Origin of the sequence: Plantactinospora sp. WMMC1484 (assembly GCF_049315195.1) — a bacterium.
Taxonomy (GTDB): domain Bacteria; phylum Actinomycetota; class Actinomycetes; order Mycobacteriales; family Micromonosporaceae; genus Plantactinospora.
Genome location: NZ_CP186055.1, coordinates 7,282,226 through 7,296,847, shown reverse-complemented (window position 1 = coordinate 7,296,847; position 14,622 = coordinate 7,282,226). Strand labels below are relative to the sequence as shown.

The 14,622-nt window shown below is 72.9% G+C and carries 10 protein-coding genes; 7 read left to right on the top strand and 3 right to left on the bottom strand.

Annotated elements, in window-relative coordinates; all coding sequences use genetic code 11:
• Positions 1-167 precede the first annotated feature (167 nt).
• From ACN28C_RS31360 to ACN28C_RS31350, 3 genes are read left to right on the top strand one after another with little or no spacing between them, the layout of a single operon-like run.
• On the top strand, positions 168-1,151 hold the full coding sequence (locus tag ACN28C_RS31360) for a sugar ABC transporter substrate-binding protein (protein WP_422771094.1): 984 nt from the start codon (positions 168-170) through the stop codon (positions 1,149-1,151).
• Positions 1,152-1,158: 7 nt separating this feature from the next.
• Positions 1,159-2,658 carry a sugar ABC transporter ATP-binding protein gene (locus ACN28C_RS31355; protein ID WP_422771093.1) on the top strand — a complete coding sequence of 500 codons (1,500 nt, stop codon included), beginning with the start codon at positions 1,159-1,161 and terminating at the stop codon, positions 2,656-2,658.
• A gap of 16 nt (positions 2,659-2,674) precedes the next feature.
• Entirely contained in the window at positions 2,675-3,886 is a 1,212-nt protein-coding gene (locus ACN28C_RS31350; protein ID WP_422771092.1) for an ABC transporter permease, read from the top strand.
• A gap of 121 nt (positions 3,887-4,007) precedes the next feature.
• On the opposite strand, the gene ACN28C_RS31345 is transcribed toward ACN28C_RS31350, so the two are convergent.
• Entirely contained in the window at positions 4,008-6,707 is a 2,700-nt protein-coding gene (locus ACN28C_RS31345; protein ID WP_422771091.1) for a right-handed parallel beta-helix repeat-containing protein, read from the bottom strand.
• A gap of 202 nt (positions 6,708-6,909) precedes the next feature.
• A complete protein-coding gene (locus ACN28C_RS31340) occupies positions 6,910-7,893 on the bottom strand; it encodes a quinone oxidoreductase family protein (RefSeq protein WP_422771090.1) in 984 nt (327 codons plus the stop codon).
• A gap of 139 nt (positions 7,894-8,032) precedes the next feature.
• Here ACN28C_RS31340 and ACN28C_RS31335 point away from each other — a divergent pair, with 139 nt between their 5' ends.
• The 4 genes from ACN28C_RS31335 to ACN28C_RS31320 all read left to right on the top strand — a co-directional run bounded on the left by ACN28C_RS31335 (position 8,033) and on the right by ACN28C_RS31320 (position 13,801).
• Entirely contained in the window at positions 8,033-8,692 is a 660-nt protein-coding gene (locus ACN28C_RS31335) for a TetR family transcriptional regulator (protein ID WP_422771089.1), read from the top strand.
• 95 nt (positions 8,693-8,787) lie between these two features.
• Positions 8,788-9,249 (top strand): hypothetical protein, encoded by a 462-nt coding sequence (locus ACN28C_RS31330; protein WP_422771088.1) that lies wholly within the window; start codon positions 8,788-8,790, stop codon positions 9,247-9,249.
• Between the two features lie 199 nt (positions 9,250-9,448).
• On the top strand, positions 9,449-10,543 hold the full coding sequence (locus ACN28C_RS31325) for a sulfotransferase (RefSeq protein WP_422771087.1): 1,095 nt from the start codon (positions 9,449-9,451) through the stop codon (positions 10,541-10,543).
• Positions 10,544-10,852: 309 nt separating this feature from the next.
• Positions 10,853-13,801 carry an AfsR/SARP family transcriptional regulator gene (locus tag ACN28C_RS31320; protein ID WP_422771086.1) on the top strand — a complete coding sequence of 983 codons (2,949 nt, stop codon included), beginning with the start codon at positions 10,853-10,855 and terminating at the stop codon, positions 13,799-13,801.
• Between the two features lie 97 nt (positions 13,802-13,898).
• On the opposite strand, the gene ACN28C_RS31315 is transcribed toward ACN28C_RS31320, so the two are convergent.
• Complete coding sequence (locus ACN28C_RS31315; protein ID WP_422771085.1) at positions 13,899-14,570, bottom strand: hemerythrin domain-containing protein; 672 nt, start codon at positions 14,568-14,570, stop codon at positions 13,899-13,901.
• Between the last annotated feature and the right edge of the window lie 52 nt (positions 14,571-14,622).

The window sequence follows — 14,622 nt, the reverse complement described above, 5'->3', positions numbered from 1 at the left end:
ACAAGTCAACCGATTGCTCAGAAAGGTAGTCGTCCGGCAGGGTGGACCGCAAGCACCCTCCTGGCCAGGACATGTTGTCTGGCTGAAACAGTTTATTGATCTCCTATTGACACGGCGGGACGCCGGGACGAGACTCCCAGGTCAATCGGTTGTCTAATGGAGGCGCGATGAGCAGGGCAATGCGCTGCGGCGTGGCGTTGGTCAGCACACTGGCGCTGGCGACCGCCTGCGACGCGAATTCGGATAACGGCTCGGATGCCGGAAGCGGCCCGACGTACACCATCGGGCTGGCCAACCAGCAGGAGTCCGTGACCTTCCCGGCGGCCATCGCCCAGGGGGTCAAGGACGAGGCGGCCAAGCGCGGCATCAGGGTCGTCGACCTGGACTCCCAGGGCGACCAGGCCCGGCAGGCCAGCCAGGTGCAGGACCTGATCGCCCAGCAGGTCGACGCGATCCTGCTGGTGCCGCTCTCGCCCGGGCCGGCCCAGGCCCTGGTCGACCGGGCCGCCGCGGCCGAGATCCCGATCGCCACCGTGCACGGCTACGCCGGCGCGGACCGGAAGGTCGAGGACCCCTACCCGAAGCTGGCCTTCGTGCTCGACGAGAACGAGGCCGGCGCCGGCGGCATCGCCGGTGACATGGCGCTCAGGGCGCTCCCCGACGGTGGCAAGGTCGCCATCGTGCTCGGCGCCGCCGGCTTCGTCGAGAACACCACCCGGGTCACCCAGTTCGAGGAGAAGCTGGCCGGCGCCGGGGCCGGCAGATACTCCGTCGTCGCCTCGCAGCCCGGCGACTGGACGAAGGAGAAGGGGCAGGCGGCCTGCCAGAACATGCTGGCGGCCAACCCGGACCTGGGACTGGTCTACGCCCTCTCCGACGACATGGCCGTCGGCTGCGCGGCGGCGGTCAGGGCGGCGGGCTCCTCGGCGAAGATCATCGGAGTCGGCGGCTCCAGGGGCGGCATCGAGGCCATCAGGGCCGGCGACGTCTACGGCACCGTCTGCTACAAGCCCTACACCGAGGGGGTCATGGCGGTCCAGATGATGCACGACGTGCTCACCGGCAAGCTGACCGGGCCGCCGAAGACGACCTTCTACGACACCCCCGGCATCACCGCGGAGAACGCCTCCGCGTGCACCCCCGAGTGGTAGCCGGCCGATGAACCCGGTGCTGGCAACGCGCGACGTGCAGAAGGTCTATCCCGGCGGCACCCGGGCGCTGCGCGGCGTCTCGCTGCGCGTGCGCCCGGGGTCGGTGCACGGACTGGTCGGCGCCAACGGCGCCGGCAAGTCCACCCTGATCAGGATCCTCTCCGGGGTGGAGCGGGCGAGTGCCGGCGAGATCGAATGGCGCGGCGCGCCGGCCCGCTGGGACAGCCCCGGCCAGGCGCTGGCGGCGGGCATGGCCGCGGTGCACCAGCACACCCCGCTGGTCGAGCCGCTGACCGTGCTGGACAACGTCTTCCTCGGGCGGCGTGCGCCGCTCTGGCGGGCGGGCGCCCGCCGGCGAGAGCTGGAGCGCCTGATGGAACGGCTCGGCTACCACATCGAGCCGTCCCGGCCGGTCGCCGACCTCTCGGTCGGGGCCCGGCAGATGGTCGCGCTCCTCCAGGCCCTGGCCCGCGACCCCGCCGTCATCCTGCTCGACGAGCCCACCGCCGCGCTCTCCCCGGCCGAACGGGAGGTGCTCTTCGGCACCATCCGGCGGCTGCGGGGCCAGGGCACCGCCTTCGTCTACGTGTCGCACTTCCTCGACGAGATCATCGACCTCACCGACCGGCTCACCGTGCTGCGGGACGGCCGGGTCGTGGTCGACGCCGAGACCGCCACCGTCGGCAAGGCCGACCTGGTCACGGCGATCGTCGGCGACCGGCTGCACCGCGTCGAGTCCCAGGTGGACGACCGCCGGCCGCCCGCCCCGGTGCCCGGAGTGCCGCTGCTCGCGGTCGACCGGCTCGCCTCGCCGGGCCGGTTCGGCCCGGTCACCTTCCAGGTACGCCCCGGCGAGGTGGTCGGGCTCGCCGGGCTGCTCGGCTCCGGCCGCACCGAACTGCTGGAGGCCGTCTTCGGCGCCGATCCGGCCGCCCGGGGCACGGTGACGGTGGCCGGCCGGCCGCTGCGGCGGTCGTCCCCGCGCGACGCCGTACGGGCGGGCGTCGCCCTGGTCCCCGGCGACCGCGCCCGGCAGGGCCTGCTGCCCGGCTGGGAGATCTGGCGCAACGTCTCCCTGCCCTACCTGCCGCGCTATTCCTGGCGCGCCGCGCTGCCCCGGGCCGCCCACGAACGTGCGCTGGCCGCCCGCGCGGTCGCCGACCTCGGGATCGTGGCGGCCTCCACCGACCTCGCGGTCTCGCAGCTCTCCGGCGGCAACGCCCAGAAGGTCGTCTTCGCCAAGTGGCTCTACGGGCCGGCCCGGGTCTTCCTGCTCGACGAGCCCACCGCCGGCGTCGACGTCGGCGCCAAGGCCGACATCATCCACCTCGTCCGCGGCCTGGCGGGGCGGGGCCACGCGGTGCTGATCGCCGCCTCGGAGTTCGAGGAACTGCTCGGCGCCTGCGACCGCGTCCTGGTGCTGCGGCGCGGCCGGATAGCCGCGGAACGCGCCGTCGCCGACACCGACCTGCACGAGCTGACCGCCCTGGCCAGCGGCCCGTCCTGAAACGAAAGGCAGACCGATGACCCCGAACACCGCGTCGGGCTGGCGGCAACTCCTCGCACCCCGCGCTGCCGGCGTCGTGTACGCGTTCGTGGCCCTGGTCGTGACGCTCACCGTCGCCTCCGACCTGCAGGGCCGCCCCAGCTATCTGCGCAGCGTCAACATCGCCAACGTCCTGGACCAGACCGCGCTGGTCGGCATCCTGGCCGTCTTCATGACCGTGGTGCTGATCACCGGCAATTTCGACCTCTCCGTCGCCTCCACCGCCGCCCTCTCCGGGACCGTCGCCCTCACGCTGGTCGACGAGCACGGCGCGTTCGTCGCGCTGGTCGCCGCGCTGCTCAGCGGGGCGGCGGTGGGCACCCTCAACGGGGTGCTGGTGCAGAAGGTCGGCGTCAACGCGTTCATCGTCACGCTCGGCACCCTCACGGCGGTGCGCGGCATCGTGCAGGCGATCCTTGAGGGCCAGAGCATCACGGCCACGAACACCGTATTCCTCGACTTCGGCACCGCCCGCGCGACGCTGCCCCGCCCGGTCGCGGTCGCGGCCGGCGCCGCCCTGCTCGTCGCCGGGGTGGCGATCGCACTGCGGCGCCGCGAGGGCCGGTTCGCCCCCGGTGCCCACCTCGCTCTCGGGCTGGCGGGTGTGGCGGTGCTCGCGCTGGCCACGGCCGCGCCACGGCTGCTGACCCAGACCGCCCCGGTCTGGCTCCTGCTCGTCCTGGCGGTGCTCACCAGTCTCGTGCTGCGCTACACCGTCGTCGGCCGCAACCTCTACGCGGTCGGCGGGAACGCCGAGGCGGCGCGGCTCTCCGGCATCGACGTCGACCGCTACCGGATGGGCGCGTTCGTCCTCAACGGAGTCGTGGCCGGGGGAGTGGGCGTGCTCTACGCCGGCAGGTTCAACTCCGTCGACCCGACCGTGCTCACCGGCGCCGAGCTGACCGTGATCGCCGCGGCGATCCTCGGCGGTACGTCGCTCTTCGGCGGCTCCGGATACGTCGCGAAGTCGGTCGTGGGCGCCCTCGTCCTCTTCACCCTGAGCAACGGCTTCAACGTGCTCAACATCGGCGCGAACTACCAGAACGTCGTGCAGGGTGGCGTGCTGATCGCGGCCGCGTCCCTCTACACGGTCACGGCGCTGCGCCGCCGCTCCGCGCCCCGCGACGACGATCGGCCGGAGCCCGCTCCGCCCGTCCCCGTGGAGCCGGCAGAGGCGATCCGGATCTGAACCCGGACATCCCGCCGGGACGTCGCGCCGCCCAATATTCCCCCGATCGTGGGGCTCGCCGGTCCGCGGGCCCGGAGCCGGATGGGCACCGGCTCCGGGCCTCGGCGCGTGGGTCGCGGCCTCAGTTGCCGAGCAGGCGGCCGTCGGCGTCGTACAAGGAGATCCCGGCCAGGTCGGCGTTGTCGCGCGGCGCGCCCGCGTACGTCGCGCTCTCCACCGTGATCCGGATCCGGTCGACGGCGGCCGGAGTGCCGAACGGGATCGTGACGTCGGGTGCGGTGTTGCCGGTGACCGTGCCGCGCGGGGTCAGCGGGCCGTCGCCGACCGCCGTGCCCACCGACAGGTCGCGCACGGCGAGCTGGTCGAGCCGCCGGACGTGCACGACGATCCGGCCGAGTGTGACGGGACGGGTGAACCGGATCTCGATCCAGTGCGGCATGGCCGTGCCGGCCGAGGACCAGAACGTGTTCAGGTTCCGGTCCACGATGTTGTACGGGTCGAAACTGGTCCGCCAGAAGACCTCGTCGTCCATCGAGTCGGCGACCACCTCGGCCAGTGGCAGCCCGGACGGGCCGGTGTGGCTGCCGTTGCGGGTCTGCACGGTGACCTCGGCCAGCGGCGCGCCGGCCGGCGCGGTGGCCAGGACGAAGCTGGGCGAGAGCACCCGCACCTGGGTGGCGGGCCGGCCGTCCCAGGAGACGGCGGTGTCCGGAGTGAAGCCCGAGCCGACGACCAGGACCTCGGTGGGGGCGGCGGCGATGCCCTTGCGGGGGTTCACCGTCGACACCTCCGGCGCCGTGGCGGTGGCCAGGTGCCGGTAGGCCGACTGCAGGCCGGCGCCGGCCACGATGTGCGCGGGCAGGTCCGCCGGGCCGGGACGCATCGGCATGGCGATGTTGTCCGCGTACTCCAGGTCGACCGCCGGCGGTCCGCAGGGATACACGGCGATCGGGTCGGAGTGGTGGTTGTGCACGAACCTGATGTGCCCGACCGGGGCGCATCCGCCGTTGCCGGCGCCGGTCGCGAACTGCACGTTGTCCCGCCAGGTGATCCACTGGCTGCCGATGTCGTTGTAGAGGGTCAGCCCGCTGTGCAGGTCGTTGTAGACGACGTTGCCGGCGACCATGGTGCCGTGCCGGAAGCTGGCCTCCCGGTCGATGCTCCCGTCGGGGTTGCGGATCGTCGCGCCCTGGTGCCCCTCCAGATAGATGGCGCCGCCGTCGGAGAGCACGCCGTGATAGTCGTGGACCAGGTTGCCGACGATCTGGTTGTCGGCGTTGACGTTGGTGGTCACGTCCGGGTGGTCGGCGGTGTTGACGTGCCCGGCGTTCGCCCCGCTGTCGATGCCGTCCCACGGCACGTACGCGACCTCGTTGTGCGCCACCACGGTCTGCCGGCTGAAGAAGAGCAGGATCCCGCTCGCCCCGGCGTATTCGGCACCGGTGTGGTGCACGTAGTTGTTCTCGATCCGGTTCGCCAGGTTGATGGCGCGCGGGTCGGTGGGGTTCGGCGCGTCGGCGCTGCCGAGCTGGACGCCGATGCCGGAGATGTCGGTGAACTCGTTGCCCCGCACGGTGTTGCGCTGGCTGCCGTGGGCGAGCGTCAGCCCGCCGGCGCCGAGGTGGGTGAAGAGGTTGTCCTCGATGAGGATGTCGTGCGCGGCCCGCCAGGTCACGTTCGCCGGCTGCTGGGCGTTCGCGCCGAACGGACAGGTGCCGGGCGGGTCGGTCAGCTCGCACGTCCCCTGTGGACGCTCGCTCTGGTCGCCGGTCAGCCGGATGTTCGCCTGGATCTCCGCGAATCCGTCCGGGCCGCTCGGGTCGAGCCAGGTGGCGTAGGAGAACTGCAGTCCGCGCAGCGTGATGTCGTGCACCGGGGCGTCCAGGGTGCCCGCCCCGGCGACGAGCGTCTCCAGCACCGGCGCCTCGACGGCGGCGTGGTTGGGGTTCCGCCCGGCCGGCGGCCAGTAGTAGAGCCGGTCACGCGCCTCGTCCAGATACCACTGTCCCTCGTGGAGCAGCTCGAAGGCGTTCTCGATCCGGTCCGGCACCGTGGTCGGGGACATGTCGGGGAAGTAGTACGGGGCCTGGATCGCCGGTTTCGGGCGGTTGGTGACGTTGTCCCAGCAGGGGCGCTGCATGGCGATCCCGGTACCGGTGATCCGCTCCACGCGGCAGCGGCTCTCGGTCCATGCGCCGTTGCCGCCGGTGAAGACGAACTCGATGCCTTTCGGGTTCCGCCAGCCCGCATAGCTGGCGTCCGCAGCCGTGAAGCCGCCCTCGGCGCGGGCCAGCGCCACCGGCGGGACGCCCTGCGCGACCGGTGCGCGCTGACCGTCGACGTAGAGCTGGCGGGTGCGCAGCGAGGCCGGCACCCGCGCCACCCAGAGGTTGCGACCCGTCTCCGCCCGCCGCCAGCCGGCGATCCGCTGCCCGCCGCTGATCACCGGTCGGGCGCCCGGGGCGGCCTGCCAGAAGACCGTGTGCCCGCCGGTGCCGGAGTCGGCCGCGGTGAGGGTCAGCGGTGACGTGCGCCGGTAGGTCCCGGCGGCGAGTTCGACGACGATGTCGCCGGTCATCCGGGGGGCGAGTCGCCGGACCTGGCGCTGCGCCTCGTCCATGTCGCAGGGCTGCCGCCGGCTGCAGGCGCGGCCCTTGCCGTCGGGGTCGGCGTGCAGGGTGACAGCGCCGGGGGCGGGACTCCGGCTCGGCGCGGCGGCGCTGGCCGTGGCCTGGGCCGTTGACACGAGGAGCAGCGGGATGGCGAGCAGTGCGGTGATCTTCGGCCGTACCACGGCCGGCGGCGGGTGCAGGCGGCTCAACACGAACTCCAGTCAATCGATTGACCAATAGGGTGTTGACCATGCTGGACGTAACATTCCGGCAATGTCAAGGCATCCAATCGACACCACGCTTGCTGCGTCCGCACGGCGTCCCTGCCGTCCGGCAGGGACGCCCCCGACGAACTCAACCGATTGATGTAGCGGCCGGACAGCCTGCGGCGGCGGGCTGGCCCGGCAACGGTCAGGGCGTCAGCAGGATGCGGCCAGCGACCCCGCCGTGCTCGATCAGGCGATGTGCCTCGGCGGCCTCGGCGAGTGGCAGGGACCGGGTGGGGATGTCGACCAGTCCCCGGGTGATGGCCCCGAGGGCGCTTTCGGCGGCGGGGCGGGCCCGTCCGGGGTGGGTGGGCAGATAGTAGCCGGCGGCGAAGCCGAGCACGGCGAGGTTGCCACCCCAGAGGGCGTTGCTGGGCACGGTGTGCTCCCAGTCGCCACTGGCGTTGCCGACCAGCAGCATCCGGCCCATCGGCGCCATCACCTGGAGGCTGTCGGTGCGCAGTTGGCCGCCGACCGGGTCGACCACGACGTCGAAACGCCGGTCGCCGACGGATTCGATGAGGTCCTCGGCGGCGACGATCTCGTCGTAGGGCAGGGCGGTGGCGCGCGCGCAGGCCAGCGCGGCGCGGCGCACGGTGCCGACCACCCCGGCGGCGCCCAGGGTACGGGCGACTCCGGGAAACGCGGCGGCCAGCCCGCCCAGTGCCCCGTGCACCAACACCCGCTCGCCCGGCGCGAGGTGTGCCACCTCGGTCAGTGCCAGGTGGGCGGTGGCGGCGTTGGGCACGGCAGCCACCGCGAGCGCCGGATCGACCCCCGTGCCCGCCAGGCTCGCGGTCATCGCGGCGTCGACGACGGCGATCGAGGCGTAACCGCCCTCGGCGCCGGTGCCGGAGAGGGTCACCACCGGCTCCCCGGCCCGGAAGCCGGTCACGCCCGCGCCGAGCGAGCGGATGGTGCCGGCCACCTCCAGGCCGGGCACGTACGGCGGCTGTGGCAGGCCCGGCCGGTCCTGGTAGAGCCCCTGTCGGACGTAGGCGTCGATCAACCCGACGGCGGCGTGGCTGACGTCGATCGCCACCTGCCCGGGGCCCGGGACCGGGTCCGGCAGCTCGGTCAACTCGAAGACCTCCGGGTCCCCGAAACGCGTGACGACGGCGGCTTGCATGTGGCGGTGCTCCTCTCGTCGGCGGGCTGGGACGCGCTGCGTCCGACGACCCGGCCGGTTCAACGCAATCGGCTTGCGTTACGGCGACGGTAACACGTCCGGGCGCATTAACGCACGCGAAGTGCGTTACAGTCGTCGGATGGCTCGCCGCGCACGATCTCCGCAGGCCAAGGCCCGCCGCGCCGAGGACCTGCTGGAAGCCGCCCAGTCCCTGGCCGCGGAGCGCGGCGGCGTGCGCCACGTCACCCTGGCGGCCGTCACCGAGGCGGCCGGGCTGCACCCCTCCGCCGTCCGGCGCTACTTCGAAAGCAGGGAGGAACTCCTGCTCGAACTCGCCGAACGCGGCTGGCACGAGTGGCGCGACATCCTCGCCGCCCGGCTCGACGGCGCCCGGGGCCGCACGCCGCCCGAGACCGCTGCCGTCGTCGGCAGCACCCTCACCGCGCTGCCGCTCTTCTGCGACCTGCTCACCCACGTGCCGCTGAGCCTGGAGGGCGAGGTGGGCATCGAACGCGCGCGCCGCTACAAGACCCGGTCGTTCGAGGCGTACGACGCCATCGTCGACACCCTGACCGCATCCGGCACCATGACCGTCGGCCAGGTGCAGGACCTCGTCACGGCGGCGCTGGGCCTGACCGCCAACCTCTGGCAGCTCGCCCACCCCACCCCGACCCTCGCCCGGCTCTACGCCCAGGAACCCCGCTGGGCACACGCCGCCCTCGACTTCGAGGCGCGGCTCATCCGCCTGCTCCAGGCCACCGCCACCGGGCTCACCTCGCGCGGCGGGCCGCCGGCGTGACCGCTGCCGTCCGGTGAACTCGGGGCATCCCCGTGACGGCGGGCGACGTACGATCCATGGGCATCGTCGCGAGATGAACTTGCCAGGAGCAGCCGATGATCAGCGATGCAACGCTCGCCCGGATCAACCAGGGGGTGCAGTTGCATCATCGTCAGGGTCAGCGTGCGGCCGCCCGCGCCCTGTTCGCAGAGATCTGGGACGAGATCGACGGGGAGCGGGGTGATCCCCTGCACGTCTGCGTCCTCGCGCACGCGATGGCCGACGTGCAGGACGACGTACACCAGGAGGTGGTCTGGGACCAGCGGGCGCTGGCGGCGGCCGACCTGCTGACCGATGCCCGGGTCGCCCAGGCCGGGGTGACGCTGCCGGTGGCCGGTCTTTATCCGTCGTTGCACCTCAACCTCGCGGAGTGCTACCGCAAGCTCGGCGATCTCGACCGCGCCCGCGAGCATCTCGGGCGGGCGCAGGCGGGGATCGGCGCGCTCGGCGACGACGAGTACGCACAGCTGATCAGGGCCGGCCTGGACCGGCTGGCGCAGCAGCTGACCTCCGGATAGGCGCGACCGGCGCGGCCTCGACGAATCCCGTTTCCGGTGCGACTCCGCCGACCGGCGTCGATCCGGCGTCGGTCGGTCGTCGACGGGAGAGTGTTGGAGTTGCCGTGTCGACGGCCCGCTCGGATGCCGGCTGAAGGCGCGAACGTCCCGGAACGAGAGGTGCGGTGATGTCCGTGCGTGACCCGCTGTCGTACGCCCGGTGGCCGCGGTGGTGACCGGAGGCGAGCCTGCGGTCTTCGTGCTGGGCACCGGGCGCTGCGGGTCGACGATGGTGTCGGAACTGCTCGGCCGGCATCCGGCGATTCTCAGCCTCTCCGAGTTCTTCGTCCTCTTCTCCGACATGTCGAAGAACCTGGCCCGGCTCTTCCCCGGCCGGGTGGTCGACGCCGGCTACTTCTGGTCGCTGCTGAGCGAGCCGCAGCCCTTCCTCCGCAGCACCCTGCGAAACGGCGTCGTGGGCAGCGAGTTCCGCTATCTGCACCGGCCCGCCCGGCGCTTCGACGTCGACGCGGAGGTCCCACCGATCCTCCTGGTCAGCCTCTGCCTGCTCTCCGACGACCCCGAGGCCCTCTACGACGAGGTGCGGCAATTCGTCGCGACCCTGCCGCCGGCCACCACCCCGGGCCACTTCCAGTGCCTCATCCGGTGGCTGCGGCACAGGCTGGGGCGCGCCGTGTCGGTCGAGCGCTCCGGTGGCTCCATCGCGTTCGCCCGGACGTTCGCCGAGGCGTTCCCGCACGCGAGGTTCGTGCACGTCGTGCGGGACGGCCGGTCGGTGGCGATGTCGATGCGCCGGCAGCGCAACTTCCGGCTGGTGTACGTGCAGGCGCAGCTGCGCCGGATGCTCGGCTACAACCCCTTCGAGCCGGGTGATCCGGCCGAGCGGGACACCCGGGACGGGCCTGCGGCGCTGAGCCCGGAGTTCCGGGAGCTGCTGCCCGAGAACTTCTCCGCCGAGGTGTTCGAGCGGCTCGACATCCCACCGGCGTTCTTCGGCGCGTTCTGGTCCAGCCAGCTCGCGCCGGGCTGCGCGGTGCTCCGCGACCTTCCCGCCGGCCGGGTTCACACCGTGCGCTACGAGGACGTCCTCCGGCAGCCGGCGGCCACGCTCGACGAGCTGGTCCGGTTTGTCGGCGCCGACCCGATGGAGGGAAACTGGCTGTCGACGGCGGCGGCCGGCGTCCGTCCGGCGGAGCCGCCGCCGTGGCGGGGCCTTCCTCCTGCGGCGCTGGAGGCGCTCGTCGAGGCCACCGCGCCGGGGTTCGCCGCTCTCGGTGACGCCCACCGCTCCTGATCAACCGTTGCCGGTGCGCACTCGCCGGTGCACGCCGACGTCGACCCGTTGAGCAGCGCCCAGGCGCCGGTGCCGGGCTCGGCCTCGTTCGACGTGGCGGTGCGGCTCGTAGGTCCCTCCAAACGGCTCACAAGTCCTTCGCAAGCGTCCGGCCGGACGCTGCCGTTGACCGGAGTCGACGAAGGTGCGGAAGGATCGTCGTGCTTGATCTGGTGCGCCGCCCGGGCCTCGCCCGGCCGGCATCGACACGTTCCGGCCGTACCACCCCCGCTGGCTACCCGTTGGTATCGCCGGGCACGGAGGTGCGTGGTGCCTGACCGCCTGTGGTTCACGTTGCTGGGCCCCGTCACCGCGCGACGAGGCCGGGTCGAAGTCGACCTGGGATCGCCTCAGCAGCGGGCGGTGCTCGCCGTGCTGCTGCTCCAGCCCGGTCTTCAGGTCCCGATCCAGCACCTGGTCAACGCCCTGTGGGAGGCCGACGCGCCGCGCTCGGCGGAGGCGACGGTGCGCACCTACGTATACCGGCTGCGGCGTGCGCTGGCAGCCGGTGGCGAGCAAAGGCACCTGATCAGGTCGGTCGGTGCCGGGTACGCGATCGACGTCCTTCCCGACGAACTCGACCTCGCCACGTTCCGGCGGCTCATGGCCTCGGCGGAGGAGGCACGCCGGGCCCCGGACCTCGCGGGAGCGGCGGACCTGTTGCGGCGCGGGCTCGCGCTCTGGAACGGGCAGCCGCTGGCCGGGCTGCCGGGCCGGCACACCGAGGCGAACCGCTCGAACCTCGGTCGGCTACGACTCACCGCGCTGGAGGCGCTGCTCGCGATCGAGATCGATCTCGGTGCGTACGTCTCGGCCGCCGACCAGCTCGCCTCGCTCGTCGCCGAGCACCCGTTGGACGAGCGGTTCCGGCGGCTGCTGATGCTGGTGCTCTATCGGTCGGGTCAGCAGGCCGAGGCACTCGGGGTCTATCAGGAGGCCCGGGACGTCCTCGCGGCGGAGTTGGGGGTGGATCCCGGTCCGCAGTTGCAGGCCCTGCACCTGCAGATCCTGCGTGCCGATCCGGTGCCAGCACCTGCGGTGCCGCGGCCTGCGGTGCCGCGGCCCGCCGTACCGGCGGTTCCCGCCCCGCCGGCGCGGCCGCCTGCCGAACAGAGGGCGCCTGCCGAACAGGGGGCGCTCGCCGAGGAGGAGCCGCTCGCCCGGACGGTGCCGGTGTCCGCCGTGGTGACACCCGCACAACTGCCGGCGGATCTTCCCGACTTCACCGGGCGCGGCGCCGAGCTGGCGGAGCTCGACGCGCTCCTGCCGGCGGAGGGCCGGGTCTCGCCGGCGATGATCATCACCACGATCCACGGGATGGCGGGGACCGGCAAGACCGCCCTGGCGGTCCACTGGGCCCACCGGATCGCCCGCCGCTTCCCGGACGGCCAGATCTATCTGAACCTGCGCGGTTTCCATCCCTCCGGCACCGCGATGGAGCCGCTGGAAGCGCTCCGGGCGGTCTTTGACGCGCTGGGTGTCGGCCTCGGGCAGCTTCCGGTGGGGCTGGACGCCCAGGCGGCCAGATACCGGAGCCTGCTGGCGGGCCGGCGGCTGCTGATCGTGCTGGACAACGCCCGCGACGCCGACCAGGTGCGCCCGCTGCTGCCCGGCGCGCCGGGCTGCCTGGTGATCGTCACGAGCCGCTATCAGTTGTCGAGCCTGGTCACCATCGAGCACGCCCGCCCGGTGGCCCTGGACGTGCTGGCCGACGGCGACGCCCGGAGATACCTCACCGGCCGCCTCGGGCGTCGCGCCGGCACGGCCACGCGGCACGACATCGACGCCATCGTCGGGCGGTGTGGCCGGCTGCCGCTGGCCCTGAGCATCGTCGCCGCGCGTACCGTGCTCAACCCGCAGTGGTCCGTCGCGGCGGTCGCCGACCAGCTCGGCGCCGACCACGGCACCCTTGACTCGTTCGCGGACATCGATCCCGCCATCGATCTCGGCAGCATCTTCTCCTGGTCGTACGAGCGACTCAGCCCGCCGGCGGCCCGGACGCTGCGCCTGCTGGCCCTGCATCCGGGGCCCGACACCACCCTGGCGGCGGTGGCCAGCCTCGCCGGGGTGCCGGTGCGGCAGGCACGCGGCCTGGCGGAGGAACTCGTGCAGGCGAGCCTGACCCGGGAGCACGGGGCCGGCCGCTATCTCCTGCACGACCTCGTGCGCGCGTACGCGGGAGAGATCGGGCACCGGCACGACCCGGAGGGTGAACGGTGTGCCGGGCTGGGCAGGATGCTCGACCACTACATCCACACGGCCCACCAGGCGGTGCGGCTGCTCGGGCCGCAGTGGGAGCTGGACCCCCTTCCACCGCCGCCGGACGGGGTGGCGCTGGCGCACCTGCGGGACGCCGACTCCGCGCGGGGCTGGCTCGCCGCCGAGCACCACGCCCTGGTCGCAGCGGTCCAGCTCGCGGCCGAGCACTCGCTCGACGCCCAGGTCTGGCGGCTCGCGGCGACGCTCTCCGACATCTTCCAGCGGCACGGGCACTGGCGGGACCAGGTCACCGTGCAACTGCTCGCGTTGCGGGCCGGCCGCCGGCTCGGCGACCTGGATGTGCAGGCGGCCGCGCAGCGGAGCCTGGGCAGCGCGTACGCCCGGCTCGATCGGCCGGAAGAGGCCCGGGCGAGCCTGGCGGAGGCGCTGGTCCTCTTCGACGGACTCGGCGACCGGCGCAACCAGGGGCGTACCCACCGCATCCTCGCCTACCTGCACGGGCAAGAGGGCGGCTACGAGCTGGCGCTCCGGGAGAGCCGACGGGCGATGGAGCTGTACCGGATATCGGAGGACCGGGCCGGCACGGCGAGCGCGCTCAACGACTGCGGCTGGTGCCACGCGATGCTGGGGAACCACCACGAGGCGCTGGCGGCCTGCCGGCGGGCCCTGCGGCTCTTCCAGGAGATGGGTAACGCCGACGGGGAGGCGAGCACCTGGGACAGCCTCGGCTTCATCAACGCGAGCCTGGGAGACCGGCCGGCGGCCGTCGACGCCTACCACCGGGCGCTGGAGATCTTCCGCCGGCGCGGGGACCGTTACAACGAGGCGGAGACGCTCGCCCACCTGGGCGACTGCCATCACGCGGCAGGTGACGCGTCGGCGGCGGTCGGGGTGTGGCGGCAGGCGCTGGAGATCCTGGAACGCCTCGGGCATCCGCTGGGTCGGCAGGTGCGGGCCAGGTTGCAGGAGGTCGAACGCTTCCTGGCCCGCGCGGCATAGCCGGGGACTGGCGGGCAGAGACGCGGCCGGCGGCGACGCAACCGACCGGGGTCACCTACCCCGCACGGCGCCGGAACTCAGCCGGCCGGTCAGCCGGTCAGCCGGCCAGCGGCGCGCGGAGCCGACTGACGTGCCGGGCATACCGGCAGTGGCCGACGGTCCGCCACGCCAGCCGGGCCGCTACCGGCAGTTCGTCGAAAAGCCACCGGCGCTGCCCGGCGGTCGCCTCCTCGAGCAGCGCGCCGAGCGCGATCGTCGCGCTCCGGCGGGCCATCCCGGTCCGCGCGCGATCGGCCGCCGCGTCCCATTCCGGCACGGTGAGATAGTCGGCGATGAGGTCGAGCACGAGGTGCTCCTCGCCGTCGAGATGCGCCAGCAGCAGCGCGCGGTGCTCGTCCAGGCCCTCGGCGAGCCGTTCGCCGAAGACCGTCGCCGCGGTGTGCCGCCACGGCGGCAGCAGCGCCGCGATCCGGACCAGGGTCTCGTCGATCCGCCTGTGCTGCTCCTCCATCTCGAGGACGAGTTCGGCCTCCAGGTCGAGCCGCGCCAGCAGCAGCGGCCAGATCAGTTCGTCCTCGATGTCGTGGTGCAGACGCAGGATCTCCGCGTACCAGAGGTAGTGTCTCGCGATCTCCTCCGCCCGGGCGACATCGCCGTCGGGTACGGCCCGGACCAGTCGCGGCAGCAGACCGGACTCGCGACGGAAGATGCGGTGAACCAGCAGCATCCCGTCCGTGTCAGGACGGCCCGCAACATTCGGGAAGACCACGCTGCACTCCTTCGTGCGGGGACGACTGATCCGCCGGGGACGACTGATCCGC